The organism is Streptomyces colonosanans, from assembly GCF_001866645.1.
GTDB lineage: Bacteria > Actinomycetota > Actinomycetes > Streptomycetales > Streptomycetaceae > Streptomyces > Streptomyces colonosanans.
Genome location: NZ_MLYP01000102.1, coordinates 30,510 through 45,386, shown reverse-complemented (window position 1 = coordinate 45,386; position 14,877 = coordinate 30,510). Strand labels below are relative to the sequence as shown.

Sequence of the window (14,877 nt, the reverse complement as noted above, 5' to 3'; positions counted from 1 at the left end):
AGCCACCTGTCCTGCGGCGCCGTGCGGCATGGGGGTCTCCCCTGCTCGAGCGAAGCCGAGAGCTTGGGGGAGTGCGTGCCGGGCGTCGGGGCGCAGACGGGGAACTCAGAACAGGCCCTAATACTGCAACGGTGTTTGTGCTGATTGCTGGCCAGTTTCAGGGGCTGTGTCCGCGGCGTGTGTAGTGACTGATGCGGGCTTGGCGTTGTCGTCTTCGGCGCCAGTACGACCAGCGCAGGACGTGGTCGATCGTTGCCGGGCGGCGGTCGGTGAGACGCGTGATCAGGCGCCGGATCTCGGCGAGGCTGAGGTGGATGAGCTGGGAGGATCCGTTTCTGCTTTCCCGGTATCGAGTGCGCGGGTGCGCAGGATGGTCAGGCGGGCGTGGGCTGCCATGGCCTGTTTCATGTGGCGGTGCCATGCCCTCGGTGTCCGTGGCCGGAGTGGTGGTGCGTGAGGACGGGCGCCTCCTGGCGATCCGCCGGGCCGACAACGGCACCTGGGAACTCCCCGGCGGTGTCCTCGAACTCAACGAGACCCCCGAGGCCGGCGTCGCCCGCGAGGCCCTGGAGGAGACAGGCATCCACATCGAGGTGGACGAACTCACCGGCGTCTACAAGAACATGACCCGTGGCGTCGTCGCCCTGGTCTTCCGCTGCAAGCCTTCCGCCGGGGGATCTCATGGGGCGGCTGCATTCGGGACAGGTTGGGGCGTCCTTGCTCTCTCCGCTCGGGAGGGCGATGGCCGGCGGGCCTGCCGGTCGCTGTGAAAGTGCGCCGGTAGACATGTCTCGGTGAGGTCACCGCAGGTCACGGCCGCCGGTGATCAGTTGTGGCTGGTCAAGCGGGAATCCAGTCAGGCCACTGCGGCGGGATGTTGCTCACGGGGCAAAGGCCCGAGTCGCCCGGATAGCCGTCCAAGGTCCCTCGCGTCGCGAAGAACCACCATGCCGGCCACACCGTCGCCACGACCACCAGCAGCGTCGGCATCAGGACGCGGACAGCCGCCGGCGCGTGAAGCGTCAGGCGTCGGCCGATGGCCCGCGCCACGAGCCCCATGAGGGCTTCGGCCACCACGACCAGAGGTAGCAGGAAGTTGAGTTCCAGCCGTCCGCCGGCTTCGTATCCCGCGTCACAGTACGCACGAGCCCAGACAGCCAGGGCCCACGCGACGCAGCCCATGGCAGCTCCGAACAATGCGGAGCCCGCCCAAGGGAGACAGGTGTTGGATTCCGACATGGCTCTGTCCACGACAGGACATGACATCCAGGACACCGTTGCAGTTCCACGAGCCATACAGATGTCGACGCACGCCGCTCAGCGGGGCAACCACTGAAGGCGCCAAGCCCCTCTGCAGCCGCGTACTGACGGCAGTGACGGCAGTTCTGGCGGCAACGAGGGCGGATGACAGCAGAGTTCGACAACCCGCAACAGCAGCAGTGCGCTTGGCCGCAGGTTCGAACGATCGGGCTCGCTGGCGCGCAGCTTCCGACGCGGCTGTTCTGCCCGCAGATCGTCGCGCCGTGACCTCGGCGACCGTCTCCGGACCTGCCGACCGCTGGACCGCACAGCGCGCCCTCGCCTTCTCGGTGACCCTGCTGGAGCACTGCCGGCGCCTCGCGCTCGTCGGCAACTCTCCCGCCCCCGCACGGGCGTTGCGCACATGATCTTGGGGAGGCAGCATGGCCCACGGACGGGACGCCGCGCCCAGCAGGACGCGCGGCGGCGGAAACGGGAGGGAACGCATCATGATTCGGTTGGCCGACACGCCCATGACCTGGGTGGCGACTGGAGACAGCATCACCCAGGGCGTGCTGCACACCCACGGTGCGCGTGGCTGGGCCGAGCATGTGCACGAGCGGGTGGGGTGGCAGCTGGGCAGGCTCACAGATGTCCTGATCAACTCTGGTGTCTCCGGGTGGAGCGCGGGTGACGTGCTCGGAGCACATGACTGGCTGATCGGCCGCTTTCAGCCCGATGTGCTGTCCGTCTCGCTCGGCACGAACGACTGCCTCGCCGGCGAGGCCGGGCTGCCCGCCTTCCACGACGCGATGCGCAAAATCATCGACAACGTCGGTGAAGGCACGCAGATCGTGCTGCACACCCCGGTTCTGGTCAGTTTCTCGGGCCGCGAACGACGTGCGGCCATGCCTGCGTACTGCCAGGCGGTACGGGAGCTCGCCGCGGAGACCGGCGCGCTGCTCGTCGACCACGAAGCGCACTGGCTCGCGCACCATGGCACGGCGGACCCGATCCCGTGGCTGGACGATGCGGCGCATCCCAACGCGACCGGTCATCTTGAGATGGCCAACCATGCGCTGCGGGTGATGGGTCTGGGCGAACTGGAACAGCCTTGAGACGACGTCTGAAGGGCTTGGCCGCAGGCTCGAATCCTGCCGGGCCCGGCTGCCCCGGCTGAAACTGCTCATCGCCTCCGGGATGCGGAACAGCGTCATCGACTACGCCGCCGCCGAGGCGCACGGTGTGACCGTGTGCGGCACCGCGAGTTCCTCCACGCCGCCCGTCGAGCTGACCTGGGCGCTGCTGCTCGGGCTCGCGCGCGGCATCGTGGAGGAGAACAACGCCCTGCGCGAGGGCGGGCCCTGGCAGAGCACCGTGGGCGCGGATCTGCACGGGAGACGGCCCGGGCTGCTCGGGCTCGGGAAGATCGGCAGTCGGGTGACGCAGGCGGCCAGGCGGTCGAGGACATCCACGCGTACCTCGCGGGGGAGCCGGTGCGCCGCCTCGGGGGCTGACCCGGGCGCCACAGCGGGCTGCCGGGGAGGGCCCCTACTGCCGTGGGCTGCCGCCGGCCCCGGTACGGCCGACCGCCCGGGGACGTGAGGTCATCGGCTCTGGAGGGGCAGTCCGCCGAGCAGCCGGCCCGTGCCGCCGTACTGGTTGAGTCGGGTCGTCGCGCTCTTCACGGTGCTGAGCACGGAGCTCTTGTTCTCGGAGTCAAGGGCGTCGGACTGGTGCTGAACGGGGCGTACGTCGAGGGTCCGCTGGCTGGTGAGGGTCTGCAGCGCGCCGTTGACGCCGGTGGGCGCGAGGTCGGAGGCGTTCGAGGCGAAGGCAGGAGCCGCGGCACCGGCGACGACCAGGGATCCGGCAACAACGGCGGCGGCTTTGAGGGACTTCATCGTGTTCCTTTCTTCGGCGACTCATGTCACCAGAGGAATGAGTACTGCGCCCTGGTCAACGAGTCCCCGGGCCCGCGGAAACCCAGCGGGCGGCAAAGATGCCCGCAGCCACCGAACGCGCGGCGGGCCGCGTTCCCTCCCTGCCGCGCTCGTCGTCTCTGGTGAGGCATCCCGCGAGGGCGCCGTACCCCGCCCCGCCCGGGCCGACCGAGGCAGAACCCGATCGGTGGCACAACGCCAGCCGGCCGCCTCCCGAGCGGGAGAGCGGCCGGCACAGGGCTTCGCTCGGACGTCAGGCGTTGCCGCACGTGTTGCCGAACGCGGGGTTCAGCAGGCCGATGATGTCGATCGTGTTCCCGCACACGTTGGCCTGGACGTCGATCGGGATCTGCGTAACGTTGCCCGACAGGATGCCCGGAGAGTTGCTGGCGGCGCCCGAGGCGCCGCTGTCGGCGGCAGCGATGCCGGCGGTACCCGCCACGACCGCGGCGGCAACGGTGGTCAGGGCCAGGCCCTTGGCGATACGCAACATGGAGAGGTGCTCCTTGGTGTTCGTCACAACAGTCGGACGGAATGCCCGACGTTGAGTCAACGCGCGGCTCACGCCCTGGTTGCGCCCCCAATGGGGTGATCTACTAAATTGCCGGGCTTCACCGTTACGGCTCACTCTGCCCGTCGACAAGGTGACGCCGACCCCGGTCACCGGAGAAGACATACCAAAGTCCTGGTCCGAATGTCCGGACAAAGCATTGACAGGGCTCCCGCGCCGCGGCTAGACCTGAGGGCAGCCGATGTGAGGGGAACTCGATGAGGGAGTTCAAGGAGCCCGGGCCGTACGGTCCCGGTGACCCGTTCGACCTGATCACGATCGGCCGGGTCGGCGTGGACCTGTATCCGCCGCGAACAGTCGCGCCCCTGCCGCAGGCGATGCCCATCGACGGGCGCAGGCCTGAGCGGGGAGCCCGGCCGCACAGGCACGCTCACCGCACCGGCGCCCCGGGCCCGGGCGCGTACAACGGTCTTCGACCTCGATGGGCGACCCGGGCAACTGCCCGCCGTCCGGAGCCTGGTGACCGACCGTTCACTGCCGTACCCGGCGGACGGCGGCATCACCGCGGTCGCGGACACCCTCGTAGAACTTCAGTGAGGGCCGCATGAGCACGGAGCTGTACGTCCCCAGGGGTGCCACCGCGAACGCGCACTACGCCCTCGACATCGACCCCGAGCGGGCAGGCTGGCGCCACAGCAGCCTGCGGATCGTGCAGCTCCCTCCGGCCGGCACGCACACCTTCACCACCGGTGACAGTGAATGGATCGTGCTTCCTCTCCAAGGTGCCTGCACCGTGCATATTGAAGGCGCGACAATCCAACTCCTGGGCAGGGACGGCGTGTTCGCGGAGGTTTCCGACTTCGCGTACGTGCCCCGCGACGCCCGGGTCCAGATCGCCTCCGGCGCGGGAGGCCGCTTCGCCCTGGCAGGAGCGAAGTGCGAGCGCCGACTCCCCGCCCGCTACGGCCCCGCGCCGGAGGTCCCCGTCGAAGAGCGCGGCAGCGGCACCTGCGCCCGCCAAGTGCGCAACTTCGCCTCGGCCGACGCCTTCGTATGCGACAAGCTCATCGCCGTCGAGGTCATCACCCCCGGCGGCAACTGGTCCTCGTACCCGCCGCACAAGCACGACGAGACGCGGCCGGGCGAGGAGACGGAACTGGAGGAGATCTACTACTTCGAGATCGAGGGCCCGAACGGTTTCGGGTACCAGCGCGTCTTCCCCTCGCGTGAAGGCGGATCCGACGTCCTCGCCGAGGTCCGCACCGGCGACGCCGTCCTCGTCCCCGACGGCTGGCACGGCCCGTCCGTCGCGCAGCCCGGGCACACCATGTACTACCTGAACGTCATGGCCGGGCCGGGCGAGGAACGTCAGTGGCGGATCTGCTTCCACCCGGCCCATCTGGACAGCGCAGGGGGATACCGATGACCTCGACGACGAGACTCACGGTCGCTCAGGCGCTCGTACGCTTCCTGGCCGCCCAGTACACCGAGCGGGACGGTGTGCGCCGACGGCTGATCGCGGCGACCTGGGGCATCTTCGGCCACGGCAACGTCGCGGGCCTCGGACAGGCGCTGGTCGAGTACGGCCATGTGATGCCGTATCACCAGGGCCGCAACGAGCAGTCGATGGTGCACGCGGCGGTCGGCTACGCCCGGCAGTCGAACCGGCTGTCCACCCACGCCGTGACGACGTCCATCGGCCCCGGCGCGACCAACCTGGTCACCGGTGCCGCCCTTGCCACCGTCAACCACCTCCCGGTCCTGCTGCTGCCCGGCGACGCCTTCGCCACCCGCCCGGCGGACCCGGTGCTCCAGCAGCTGGAGGTCCCCCGCGCCGGCGACCTGTCCGTCAACGACTGCCTGCGCCCGGTGTCGGCGTACTTCGACCGGATCACCCGCCCCGAGGCGCTGATCCCGGCCGCCCTGCAGGCGATGCGCGTGCTCACGGACCCGGTCGACACGGGCGCGGTCACGCTCGCGCTGCCGCAGGACGTACAGGCGGAGGGCTTCGACTGGCCGGAGGAGTTCTTCACCGAGCGGACCTGGACCGTACGTCGTCCGGGCGCCGACCCGGTGGAACTCGCCGCGGCCGTTCGGGCGATCCGTGCCGCCCGGCGTCCGCTCATCGTGGCCGGCGGCGGCGTCCACCACAGCCGCGCCGAAGAAGCCCTCGCCCGGTTCGCCGAAACCACCGGCATCCCGGTCGCCTCCACCCAGGCCGGCAAGGGCTCGCTGCGCTGGGACCACCCCCAGGACGTCGGCGGTATCGGCCACACCGGCACGGCGACCGCCGACGAACTGGCCCGCACCGCCGACCTGGTGATCGGCGTCGGCACCCGCTACACCGACTTCACCACGGCCTCCGGCACCCTCTTCACCGGCGCCGGCGTCCGCTTCCTCAACCTCAACATCGCCTCCTACGACGGCCACAAGCTCTCCGGGCTGCCGCTGGTCGCCGACGCGCGGGGCGGCCTGAGGGCGCTCACCGAGGCGCTGACGGTGCACGGACACCGCGTCGATCCCTCGTACGTCACGGAGTACACGCAGGGCAAGGAGCGCTGGGAGCAGCGCGTCGACGCCTGCTTCGCGGCCGGTGAGCCGGCCGTACGGCCGACGCAGCCGCAGGTCATCGGCGCCCTGGACGCGGTGGTGGACGAATCCGACATCGTCGTCAACGCGGCCGGTTCGCTCCCCGGCGATCTGCACAAGCTGTGGCGGACCCGCTCCCGCGACCAGTACCACCTCGAATACGGCTACTCGTGCATGGGCTACGAGATCCCGGCCGCGATCGGGGTGAAGATGGCCGCGCCCGACCGTCCCGTGTGGGCGCTGGTCGGTGACGGCACCTATCTGATGATGCCGACGGAGATCGTCACCGCGGTGCAGGAGGGGATCGCGATCAAGATCCTGCTCGTGCAGAACCACGGCTATGCGTCCATCGGCGGCCTGTCGGAGTCGGTGGGCGGCGAGCGGTTCGGCACCGACTACCGCTTCCGGTCCGCGGACGGCACGTACACAGGGGCGCCGCTGCCCGTGGACCTGGCCGCCAACGCGGCCAGCCTCGGCATGCGGGTGCTGCGCGCGAAGACCGTACGCGACCTGCGCGCCGCCCTCGCCGAGGCGCGCGACGCCGACACTCCCACATGTGTCTACGTCGAGACCGAATCCGCAGACACAGTGTCGGGAGCGCCTCCGGCGCAGGCCTGGTGGGATGTACCTGTGGCCGAGACCGCGACCCGAGCGTCGGCGGTCAAGGCGCGCGAAGAGTACGACCGGCACGTCTCGACCCGACGCCGCCATCTGTGAAGGAGTTCTTGGGCATGACGAAGATCGTCAACCACTGGATCGGCGGCAAGACCGTCGAAGGCGCGTCGGGCGCGTACGGGCCGGTGACCGACCCTGCGACCGGCGCGGTCACCACGAAGGTCGCCTTCGCGTCCGTGGAAGAGGTGGACGCGGCCGTCGCGACGGCCAAGGACGCGTACCGGACCTGGGGCCATTCCTCGCTCGCGCAGCGCACGTCCATCCTCTTCAAGTTCCGTGCGCTGCTGGACGCCCACCGCGACGAGATCGCCGAGCTGATCACCGCCGAGCACGGCAAGGTGCACAGCGACGCGCTCGGCGAGGTGGCCCGCGGCCTGGAGATCGTCGACCTGGCCTGCGGTATCAGCGTGCAGCTCAAGGGCGAGCTGTCCACGCAGGTGGCGACCCGCGTGGACGTGGCGGCGATCCGGCAGCCGCTGGGCGTCGTCGCGGGCATCACGCCGTTCAACTTCCCGGCGATGGTCCCGATGTGGATGTTCCCGATCGCCATCGCGTGCGGCAACACGTTCGTGCTGAAGCCCTCCGAGAAGGACCCGTCGGCCGCCATGCGCCTCGCCGAGCTGCTGGCCGAGGCGGGCCTGCCGGACGGTGTCTTCAACGTCGTCCACGGCGACAAGGTGGCCGTGGACCGGCTCCTCGAGCACCCGGACGTCAAGGCGGTCTCCTTCGTCGGCTCGACCCCGATCGCGCGCTACATCCACACCACGGCCTCCGCGAACGGCAAGCGCGTCCAGGCTCTGGGCGGCGCCAAGAACCACATGCTGGTGCTCCCGGACGCGGACCTGGACGCGGCGGCGGACGCCGCGGTCTCGGCGGCGTACGGCTCCGCGGGCGAACGCTGCATGGCCATCTCCGCAGTCGTGGCCGTCGGCTCCATCGGCGACGAGCTGGTGGAGAAGATCCGCGAGCGCGCCGAGAAGATCAAGATCGGTCCGGGCAACGACCCTGCCTCGGAGATGGGCCCGCTGATCACCAAGGTGCACCGGGACAAGGTGGCCTCCTATGTGGCGGGCGCGGCGGCGGAAGGCTCCGAGGTCGTCCTCGACGGCACGGGCTACACGGTCGACGGGTACGAGGACGGCCACTGGATCGGCATCTCGCTCCTCGACAAGGTGCCGACCACGGCGAAGGCGTACCAGGACGAGATCTTCGGCCCGGTGCTGTGCGTGCTGCGCGCCGAGACCTACGAGGAGGGCGTCGCCCTCATCAACGCCTCGCCGTTCGGCAACGGCACCGCGATCTTCACCCGGGACGGCGGCGCCGCCCGCCGCTTCCAGCTGGAGATCGAGGCGGGCATGGTCGGCGTGAACGTGCCGATCCCGGTGCCGGTGGGCTACCACTCCTTCGGTGGCTGGAAGGACTCGCTCTTCGGCGACCACCACATCTACGGCAACGACGGCACGCACTTCTACACCCGCGGCAAGGTGGTCACCACCCGCTGGCCCGACCCGGCCGACGCTCCGGCGGGTGTCGACCTGGGGTTCCCGCGTAACCACTGAGCGTGACCGAACTCCACCGTCAGGCCGTCCGGATATCGGACGGCCTGACATTTTTTTGACGCCCGACCTGCGGTTCTCGTGCGCGCGGATGAAACGGGTACCAGAGGTGGAGTGCGCCCATTGCCTTTGAAAGCAAGGTCACTTCCCAAAAGGGTTTGATGAATGAGCTATCGAGGCGTCAGGCCCTGGGAATGCGATGCGGAGCAGGTCGCTCCATGTGTACGGATTCCGAAGGTAAACGGCCATTGACGCAAAGGTTTTCGTCGGGGTTCCATCTGCGCGGGAGCGGACGAAGTGACGTACGACGAGCCGCCGGAGGCGATAGCGCTCCCGACCGCTAACACTGCCGTACAAGTCGATCGGAACAACTGCATGACCGACACGCTCCGTCCTGTCGAGGACGCCGTCATCGAGGTATCTGACCGTCCTCAGAAGCTCAAGCGTTCCATCGGCGTCGTCGGCGGCACTCTGCTCACGCTGTCCTGCGTGACGCCCGCCTCCACACTCTTCGTGGTCGTCCCCGACCTGTTCGGCTCGCTCGGCACCGCCACCGCCCTCACGATCGCCATCGGCTGCCTCCTGTGCATCGCCGTGGCGTTCTGCTACTCGGAGCTGGGCACCCTCATCCCCAGCGCGGGCGGCGAGTACGCCATGGTCTCGACGCTGGCCGGACGCCTGGCGGGCTGGCTGGTCTTCGTACTGTCCCTGCTGGTCGTCATGGTCGTGCCGCCGGTGATCGCGATGGGCACGGCGGACTACCTCACGCCGATCGTGCACCTCGACCCGGCCATGACCGGCGCCGGCGTCATGCTGATGGCCACGCTCGCCGGCCTGCTGGACCTGCGCGCCAACGCCTGGATCACCGGCATCTTCCTGGTCCTGGAGGTCGTGGCCGCGGGAGTCGTCGCGCTCCTGGGCTTCGCGCACAGCGAGCGCGGCGTCGACAGTCTGGTCACGATGCAGGTGGCCGGCTCCGGCGGCCACACGGACACCGTGACGGCCATGCTGGTGATCTCCGGGCTCGCCATCGCCCTCTTCGCCACCCAGGGCTTCTCGACCGCCGTCTACCTCTCCGAGGAACTGGAGAACCCGCGCCGCAACGTCGCCCGCACGGTCCTCGCCACCCTCGCCATCTCCTCGGTCATCATCCTGGTCCCGGTCGTCGCGATCACCATGGGCGCCTCCGACGTCAAGGCCCTGACCGACGGCGACCTCAGCGGCATGGTCACCGCCTGGTCCAACTCCGCCGTCGGCACCTTCGTGAGCCTGTGCGTTGCCCTCGCGATCATCAACGCGGGCATCGTCATGGTCATCCAGAACTCCCGCGTGCTGTTCGCCTCGGCCCGTGACAAGGCCTGGCCCGAGCCCGTCAACAACGCCCTCTCCAAGCTCGGCCGGTTCGGCTCTCCGTGGGTCGCCACCCTCCTCGTCGGCGTCCCCGGCGCGCTCCTGTGCTTCGTGAACCTGGACACCCTCTACGGCGTCACGGGCGTCTCGGTGACCGGCATGTACCTGCTCGTCGCGATCGCCGCCCTGCTGGCCCGGCGCGGCTCGCACCGGCACCAGTCCGCGTGGCGGATGCCGTTGTGGCCCGCGATGCCGGTCCTGCTGATCGCGGTCCTGGTGTACGTGCTCACCCTGCAGGAGGTGAGCTACCTGCTGTGGACGGGCGGCATCACCGCGGTGGCCACCCTGTACTGGGTCCTCTACCTGCGCCCGCGCCGCGACACCCGCTGGCTGGTGTCGATCCCGGAGGACACGCAGGAGTAATCCGCGCCGGCTCAGCCGAAGTCCCACGTCACCACCGTGCACGTACCGTCGTCCTTGCCGCCCGCACTGCGATAGGCGGCAAGGGCGACGTCGTTCCCGGTGTCGACGAGCACCCACATGTCGTAGCAGCCGAGTTCACGCCCGAGCGCGGCGAGCCGCTGCACCAGGGCCCGCCCGATCCCCCTGCGCCGGTACGGCTCCGCGACGGCCAGCTCGTACAGGAACATCTCGGTGCCCTTGTCGGGGTGGATCGCCTCGACACCGCTGACGAAGCCGACGGGCGTCGATCCGCCGTCCTCGTAGGCCTGGAAGAGATGGTGCCCGACCGCGGTCAGGAAGCGCTCGGCCCACTCGGGGCGGACAGGGTGGTCGAAGAGGTGTTCGGCAGCGGCCACTTCGGCGACGGTGGTGGCCCGGCGGATCTCCATGCGGTTTCGTACCACGGACGCGGTAGGCGGCAACAGGCCCGTACGTCCGTGGGAGGGGCCCGAGTTCAGCCCGACGACTGCCCCGGTTGTCGGTGGCGGCCCGTACCGTTGACGCATGGATCTTCGACTGCCCGCAGTCCGAGGGCTGCGCCGAGGCGCCGTGGCCGCCCTCGCCGCGGTCGTCCTGGTGCTGGCCTGTGTCGGTACGTGGACGGCCGTGGCCTCGGACGACACCCCTGCCGTGCACCGCACCGACAGGGTCATGGACATGGGCGCCGGCGTGCGGATCGACACGGCGTACTTCGTCTCGGCATCCGGCGGCCGCCGCCCGGCGGTCCTGCTCGCGCACGGCTTCGGCGGCAGCAAGGACGATGTCAGGGAACAGGCGGAGAAGCTCGCCCGCGACGGGTATGCGGTGCTGACCTGGTCGGCGCGCGGCTTCGGCCGGTCGACGGGCAAGGTCGGGCTGAACGACCCCAAGGGCGAGGTCGCCGATGTCTCCCGGCTCATCGACTGGCTGGCCGAGCGGCCGGAGGTCGAACTGGACAGGCCGGGCGACCCGCGCGTGGGCGTCACCGGCGCCTCGTACGGCGGGGCGATCTCTCTGCTGGCCGCGGGGTACGACCACCGGGTGGATGCGATCGCCCCGGCGATCACGTACTGGAACCTGGCGGACGCCCTGTTCCCGAACGGCGTGTTCAAGAAGCTGTGGGCCGGCGTCTTCATGAACTCGGGCGGCGGCTGCCGGAATTTCACCGCCGACTTGTGCCGGTTGTACGAACGGGTCGCGGAGACGGGGACGCCCGACACCCAGGCACGCGCCCTGCTCGAGGCGCGCTCGCCGACCGCCGTCGGCAAGAGCATCAAGGTGCCCACGCTCCTCGTGCAGGGCCAGTCCGACTCACTGTTCCCGCTCGGCCAGGCGGACGCCGCGGCCAGGGCGATCCGGGCCAACGGCGCGCCCGTGGACGTCGACTGGATCGCGGGCGGGCACGACGGCGGGGACAGGGAGACGAGCCGTGTCCAGTCGCGCGTCCGGGCATGGTTCGACCGCTATCTGAAGAACGACAAGAGCGTCGACACCGGGCCCGCCTTCCGGATCACCCGCACCGGGGGCATCGACTCCACCGACGGCGCGGCCCGGTTGCGGGGGGCGAGCGGGGACACGTATCCCGGTCTGGAGAACGGGCAGCGGACGGTCGCGCTCAGCGGTCGCGCGCAGAGCTTCGCCAACCCGGCGGGCGCGAGCCCGCCCGCGGTCTCCGCGCTCCCCGGCCTCGGCGGTCCGGGCGGCCTGTCCCAGCTGTCGTCGCTCGGCATCGGGGTGTCGCTCGACTTCCCCGGGCAGTACGCCCACTTCGACTCGCGGCCCGTGCGCGACGACCTGTGGATCACCGGCTCGCCCACCGTGACGGTCCATGTGACGTCGACGCGCGACGACGCCGTGCTCTTCGGAAAGGTGTACGACGTCGGCCCGGGCGGCACCCAGCAGGTGCTGCCCTCGCAGCTGGTCGCCCCCGTCCGGGTGACAGGGGCGAAGGACGGCACAGACGTCACCCTGACTCTGCCGGCCGTCGACCACGAGGTGCAGAAGGGGCACCGGCTGCGGCTGGTCCTCGCCTCGACGGACCTCGGCTATGCGTCCCCGGCCGCGCCGGCCACGTACACCGTCTCCCTCAAGAGCGGTCTGAAGGTGCCGACCGCACCGGGTGTGCGGACCGCGGCGGCCCCGCTGCCTTCCTGGGTCTGGTGGCTCCCCCCGGCCGGGGCGGTGGTCGCCCTGGCCCTGCTGCTGACGGGCCGGCGCCGTACGACGACACCGGCGCCCGCCCCCGCGCTGGCCGATATCCCCCTGCAGATAACGGACCTGAGCAAGCGGTACGCCAAGTCGGCGGACCGGTACGCGGTACGGGACCTCTCCTTCCGTGTGGAGAAGGGGCAGGTGCTGGGCCTGCTGGGGCCGAACGGCGCCGGCAAGACGACGACGCTGCGCATGTTGATGGGCCTCATCAACCCGGACGACGGTGACATCCGCGTCTTCGGCCACGCCATCCGGCCGGGCGCCCCGGTGCTGTCGCGGGTCGGGGCCTTCGTGGAGGGCGCGGGCTTCCTGCCGCACCTGACCGGCCGGGAGAACCTTGAGCTGTACTGGCAGGCGACGGGCCGCCCGCCCGAGGACGCGCATCTGGACGAGGCGCTGGAGATCGCGGGGCTGGGCGAGGCGCTGGCCCGTGCGGTGCGTACGTACTCCCAGGGCATGCGCCAGCGCCTCGCCATCGCTCAGGCGATGCTCGGCCTGCCGGACCTGCTCATCCTCGACGAGCCGACCAACGGCCTGGACCCGCCGCAGATCCGCGAGATGCGCGAGGTCATGATCCGCTACGCGGCGGCGGGCCGTACGGTCATCGTCTCCAGCCACCTGCTGGCGGAGGTCGAACAGTCCTGCACCCACCTGGTGGTCATGGACCGCGGCCGGCTGGTGCAGGCGGGCCCGGTGGACGAGATCGTGGGCTCCGGCGACACCGTGCTCGTCGGGCTGGCGGCCGACATCGCCGACCCGATGGTGGAGAAGGTGGCGGCGCTGCCCGAGGTGTCGTCGGTGACACGGACGGAGGGCGGACTGCTCGTACGCCTGGCACCGGACACGGCGGCCGGGACCACGGACGCCCTGCAGCCCGTGGGCGCCGGCCCGCTCCCTCAGGGTGCGTCCGGCACGGTGGAGACCGCCGCGGCAGGCATCGGCACGGCCGCGGGGGCGAGCACCGGTTCATCCGCGCTCCCCGCCGGGGCGGTCACCTCCGGCTCCACGGCTGCCGCGCGACTACTCGTCGAACTCGTCCGTCTGGGAGTCCCGGTGGCTTCGCTCGGCCCCCACCGCCGTCTGGAAGACGCCTTCCTCACCCTGATCGGAGGTTCCGCATGAGCGCGCTCGCCGAACGGGCGGGGACGGCCGACGGATACCGGGCGCGGCGGACGCTGCCCCTACGCGTCGAACTCGTCCGGCAGTTGAAACGGCGCCGTACGCTCGTCATGGGCTCGGTTCTCGCCCTCCTGCCGTTCGTGCTGGTCGTCGCCTTCGCCATCGGAGGCGACCCGAGCTCCCGCAACGGCCGGGTCACACTGATGGACACGGCCACCGCGTCGGGCGCCAACTTCGCCGCGGTGAACCTCTTCGTCTCTGCCGGGTTCCTGCTCGTCATCCCGGTCGCCCTGTTCTGCGGGGACACGGTCGCCTCCGAAGCGAGCTGGTCGTCGCTGCGCTATCTGCTCGCGGCACCGGTGCCACGCGCCCGTCTGCTGTGGTCCAAGCTCGCGGTCGGACTCGGCCTGAGCCTCGCGGCCATGGTGCTGCTGCCGGTCGTCGCCCTCGCGGTGGGCACGGCGGCCTACGGCTGGGGGCAGTTGGAGATCCCCACCGGCGGCGCCCTTCCCCCGGGCACGGCCGCCCAGCGGCTCGTCGTCGTGGTGGCCTACATCTTCGTTTCCCAACTGGTCACCGCCGGGCTCGCGTTCTGGCTGTCGACCCGAACGGACGCACCGCTGGGCGCGGTCGGCGGCGCGGTCGGCCTCACGATCGTGGGGAACGTGCTGGACGCGGTCACGGCCCTCGGCCACTGGCGCGACTTCCTTCCCGCGCACTGGCAGTTCGCCTGGGCCGACGCCGTCCAGCCCCACCCGGAGTGGGCCGGCATGATCCAGGGCACGGCCGTGTCCCTCACCTACGCGATCGTGCTGTTCGCCCTGGCCTTCCGTGGTTTCGCACGCAAGGACGTCGTTTCCTAGTGCCGCGGCAGGCAACGTTTGCCCGTTAAGGAGCGGCGTCGTGGGGGCACCTCCCGCTCTGGGGGTCCCCCCGCTCGAGCGGAGCCGAGAGTGGGAGAGAAGCCGAGAGTGGGGGTCCCCCTGCTCGAAGAGCTTGGGGGAGTGCCGGCCGGAAGCCCTTGTACTGGACGTACTTGGGCTTTCGTCTGGCGCGGCGAGTGGGGGTACCCCCTGCTCGAAGAGCTTGGGGGAGTGTGCCGGGCGTCGCGACGGGTCGCCCGCCGCGGCACCAGACCTCCGGGACCCACGAGGAGCCGCCCGCCGAACTGCCCGGCTGGCGGCTCCTCGTGGGCCTGACTCAGCTGTTGCCGATGCGTTGCGTTCGAGTGAATTACGCGGTT

The 14,877-nt window shown here is 70.4% G+C and carries 14 protein-coding genes and 2 pseudogenes; 11 read left to right on the top strand and 5 right to left on the bottom strand.

Annotation, left to right across the window (positions count from 1 at the left end; all coding sequences use genetic code 11):
* Positions 1-282: 282 nt before the first annotated feature.
* Positions 283-420: pseudogene (locus BIV24_RS33735) on the bottom strand (IS701 family transposase); the annotation flags it as partial.
* Here BIV24_RS33735 and BIV24_RS29535 point away from each other — a divergent pair.
* Positions 420-770, top strand: coding sequence for an NUDIX hydrolase (locus BIV24_RS29535; RefSeq protein ID WP_245766997.1), 351 nt, complete (start codon positions 420-422; stop codon positions 768-770). The pseudogene BIV24_RS33735 and the gene BIV24_RS29535 sit on opposite strands and share 1 nt — an antisense overlap.
* Positions 771-840: 70 nt before the next feature.
* Here BIV24_RS29535 and BIV24_RS35850 read toward each other — a convergent pair whose 3' ends face one another.
* A complete protein-coding gene (locus tag BIV24_RS35850) occupies positions 841-1,239 on the bottom strand; it encodes a hypothetical protein (RefSeq protein ID WP_245766996.1) in 399 nt (132 codons plus the stop codon).
* 165 nt (positions 1,240-1,404) lie between these two features.
* Here BIV24_RS35850 and BIV24_RS36150 point away from each other — a divergent pair, with 165 nt between their 5' ends.
* The 4 genes and pseudogenes from BIV24_RS36150 to BIV24_RS32765 form a co-directional block, all read left to right on the top strand.
* A complete protein-coding gene (locus BIV24_RS36150; protein WP_281247783.1) occupies positions 1,405-1,527 on the top strand; it encodes a hypothetical protein in 123 nt (40 codons plus the stop codon).
* Entirely contained in the window at positions 1,524-1,667 is a 144-nt protein-coding gene (locus BIV24_RS34700; protein WP_177198866.1) for a hypothetical protein, read from the top strand. The genes BIV24_RS36150 and BIV24_RS34700 overlap by 4 nt, the downstream gene beginning before the upstream one ends.
* 90 nt (positions 1,668-1,757) lie before the next feature.
* On the top strand, positions 1,758-2,357 hold the full coding sequence (locus BIV24_RS29525) for an SGNH/GDSL hydrolase family protein (protein ID WP_177198865.1): 600 nt from the start codon (positions 1,758-1,760) through the stop codon (positions 2,355-2,357).
* A 43-nt stretch (positions 2,358-2,400) separates the two neighbouring features.
* Positions 2,401-2,688, top strand: a pseudogene (locus tag BIV24_RS32765) (NAD(P)-dependent oxidoreductase); the annotation flags it as partial.
* 158 nt (positions 2,689-2,846) lie between these two features.
* On the opposite strand, the gene BIV24_RS29515 reads toward BIV24_RS32765, so the two are convergent.
* Positions 2,847-3,143 (bottom strand): hypothetical protein, encoded by a 297-nt coding sequence (locus BIV24_RS29515; RefSeq protein ID WP_071369531.1) that lies wholly within the window; start codon positions 3,141-3,143, stop codon positions 2,847-2,849.
* 292 nt (positions 3,144-3,435) lie between these two features.
* Complete coding sequence (locus tag BIV24_RS29510; RefSeq protein WP_071369536.1) at positions 3,436-3,675, bottom strand: chaplin; 240 nt, start codon at positions 3,673-3,675, stop codon at positions 3,436-3,438.
* 622 nt (positions 3,676-4,297) lie between these two features.
* On the opposite strand from BIV24_RS29510, the gene iolB reads away from it, so the two are divergent.
* The 4 genes from iolB (at position 4,298) to BIV24_RS29490 (ending at position 10,286) form a co-directional block, all read left to right on the top strand.
* Positions 4,298-5,119 carry a 5-deoxy-glucuronate isomerase gene (gene iolB, locus BIV24_RS29505; RefSeq protein WP_071369530.1) on the top strand — a complete coding sequence of 274 codons (822 nt, stop codon included), beginning with the start codon at positions 4,298-4,300 and terminating at the stop codon, positions 5,117-5,119.
* Entirely contained in the window at positions 5,116-6,999 is a 1,884-nt protein-coding gene (iolD, locus tag BIV24_RS29500; RefSeq protein ID WP_071369529.1) for a 3D-(3,5/4)-trihydroxycyclohexane-1,2-dione acylhydrolase (decyclizing), read from the top strand. The genes iolB and iolD overlap by 4 nt, the downstream gene beginning before the upstream one ends.
* Before the next feature lie 14 nt (positions 7,000-7,013).
* On the top strand, positions 7,014-8,516 hold the full coding sequence (mmsA, locus tag BIV24_RS29495; protein WP_071369528.1) for a CoA-acylating methylmalonate-semialdehyde dehydrogenase: 1,503 nt from the start codon (positions 7,014-7,016) through the stop codon (positions 8,514-8,516).
* 372 nt (positions 8,517-8,888) lie between these two features.
* The gene (locus BIV24_RS29490) at positions 8,889-10,286 is read left to right on the top strand and encodes an APC family permease (protein ID WP_071369527.1); all 1,398 of its coding nucleotides are present in this window, start codon (positions 8,889-8,891) and stop codon (positions 10,284-10,286) included.
* Between the two features lie 11 nt (positions 10,287-10,297).
* Here BIV24_RS29490 and BIV24_RS29485 read toward each other — a convergent pair whose 3' ends face one another.
* A complete protein-coding gene (locus BIV24_RS29485) occupies positions 10,298-10,714 on the bottom strand; it encodes a GNAT family N-acetyltransferase (RefSeq protein WP_071369526.1) in 417 nt (138 codons plus the stop codon).
* A 115-nt stretch (positions 10,715-10,829) separates the two neighbouring features.
* On the opposite strand from BIV24_RS29485, the gene BIV24_RS29480 reads away from it, so the two are divergent.
* Together BIV24_RS29480 and BIV24_RS29475 are read left to right on the top strand one after the other, a co-directional pair.
* Entirely contained in the window at positions 10,830-13,637 is a 2,808-nt protein-coding gene (locus tag BIV24_RS29480) for an alpha/beta fold hydrolase (RefSeq protein WP_071369525.1), read from the top strand.
* Positions 13,634-14,497, top strand: a complete 864-nt coding sequence (locus BIV24_RS29475; RefSeq protein ID WP_071369524.1) for an ABC transporter permease — start codon at positions 13,634-13,636, stop codon at positions 14,495-14,497. The genes BIV24_RS29480 and BIV24_RS29475 overlap by 4 nt, the downstream gene beginning before the upstream one ends.
* The last annotated feature ends 380 nt before the right edge of the window (positions 14,498-14,877 follow it).

Coding starts and splice junctions, on each gene's coding strand:
- BIV24_RS36150 (WP_281247783.1), top strand. CDS start 1,405: ATGACAGCAGAGTTCGACAACCCGCAACAGCAGCAGTGCGCTTGGCCG.
- BIV24_RS29485 (WP_071369526.1), bottom strand. CDS start 10,714: ATGGAGATCCGCCGGGCCACCACCGTCGCCGAAGTGGCCGCTGCCGAA.
- BIV24_RS29535 (WP_245766997.1), top strand. CDS start 420: ATGCCCTCGGTGTCCGTGGCCGGAGTGGTGGTGCGTGAGGACGGGCGC.
- BIV24_RS29490 (WP_071369527.1), top strand. CDS start 8,889: ATGACCGACACGCTCCGTCCTGTCGAGGACGCCGTCATCGAGGTATCT.
- BIV24_RS29515 (WP_071369531.1), bottom strand. CDS start 3,143: ATGAAGTCCCTCAAAGCCGCCGCCGTTGTTGCCGGATCCCTGGTCGTC.
- BIV24_RS29510 (WP_071369536.1), bottom strand. CDS start 3,675: ATGTTGCGTATCGCCAAGGGCCTGGCCCTGACCACCGTTGCCGCCGCG.
- iolB (WP_071369530.1), top strand. CDS start 4,298: ATGAGCACGGAGCTGTACGTCCCCAGGGGTGCCACCGCGAACGCGCAC.
- BIV24_RS35850 (WP_245766996.1), bottom strand. CDS start 1,239: ATGTCGGAATCCAACACCTGTCTCCCTTGGGCGGGCTCCGCATTGTTC.
- mmsA (WP_071369528.1), top strand. CDS start 7,014: ATGACGAAGATCGTCAACCACTGGATCGGCGGCAAGACCGTCGAAGGC.
- BIV24_RS29480 (WP_071369525.1), top strand. CDS start 10,830: ATGGATCTTCGACTGCCCGCAGTCCGAGGGCTGCGCCGAGGCGCCGTG.
- iolD (WP_071369529.1), top strand. CDS start 5,116: ATGACCTCGACGACGAGACTCACGGTCGCTCAGGCGCTCGTACGCTTC.
- BIV24_RS29475 (WP_071369524.1), top strand. CDS start 13,634: ATGAGCGCGCTCGCCGAACGGGCGGGGACGGCCGACGGATACCGGGCG.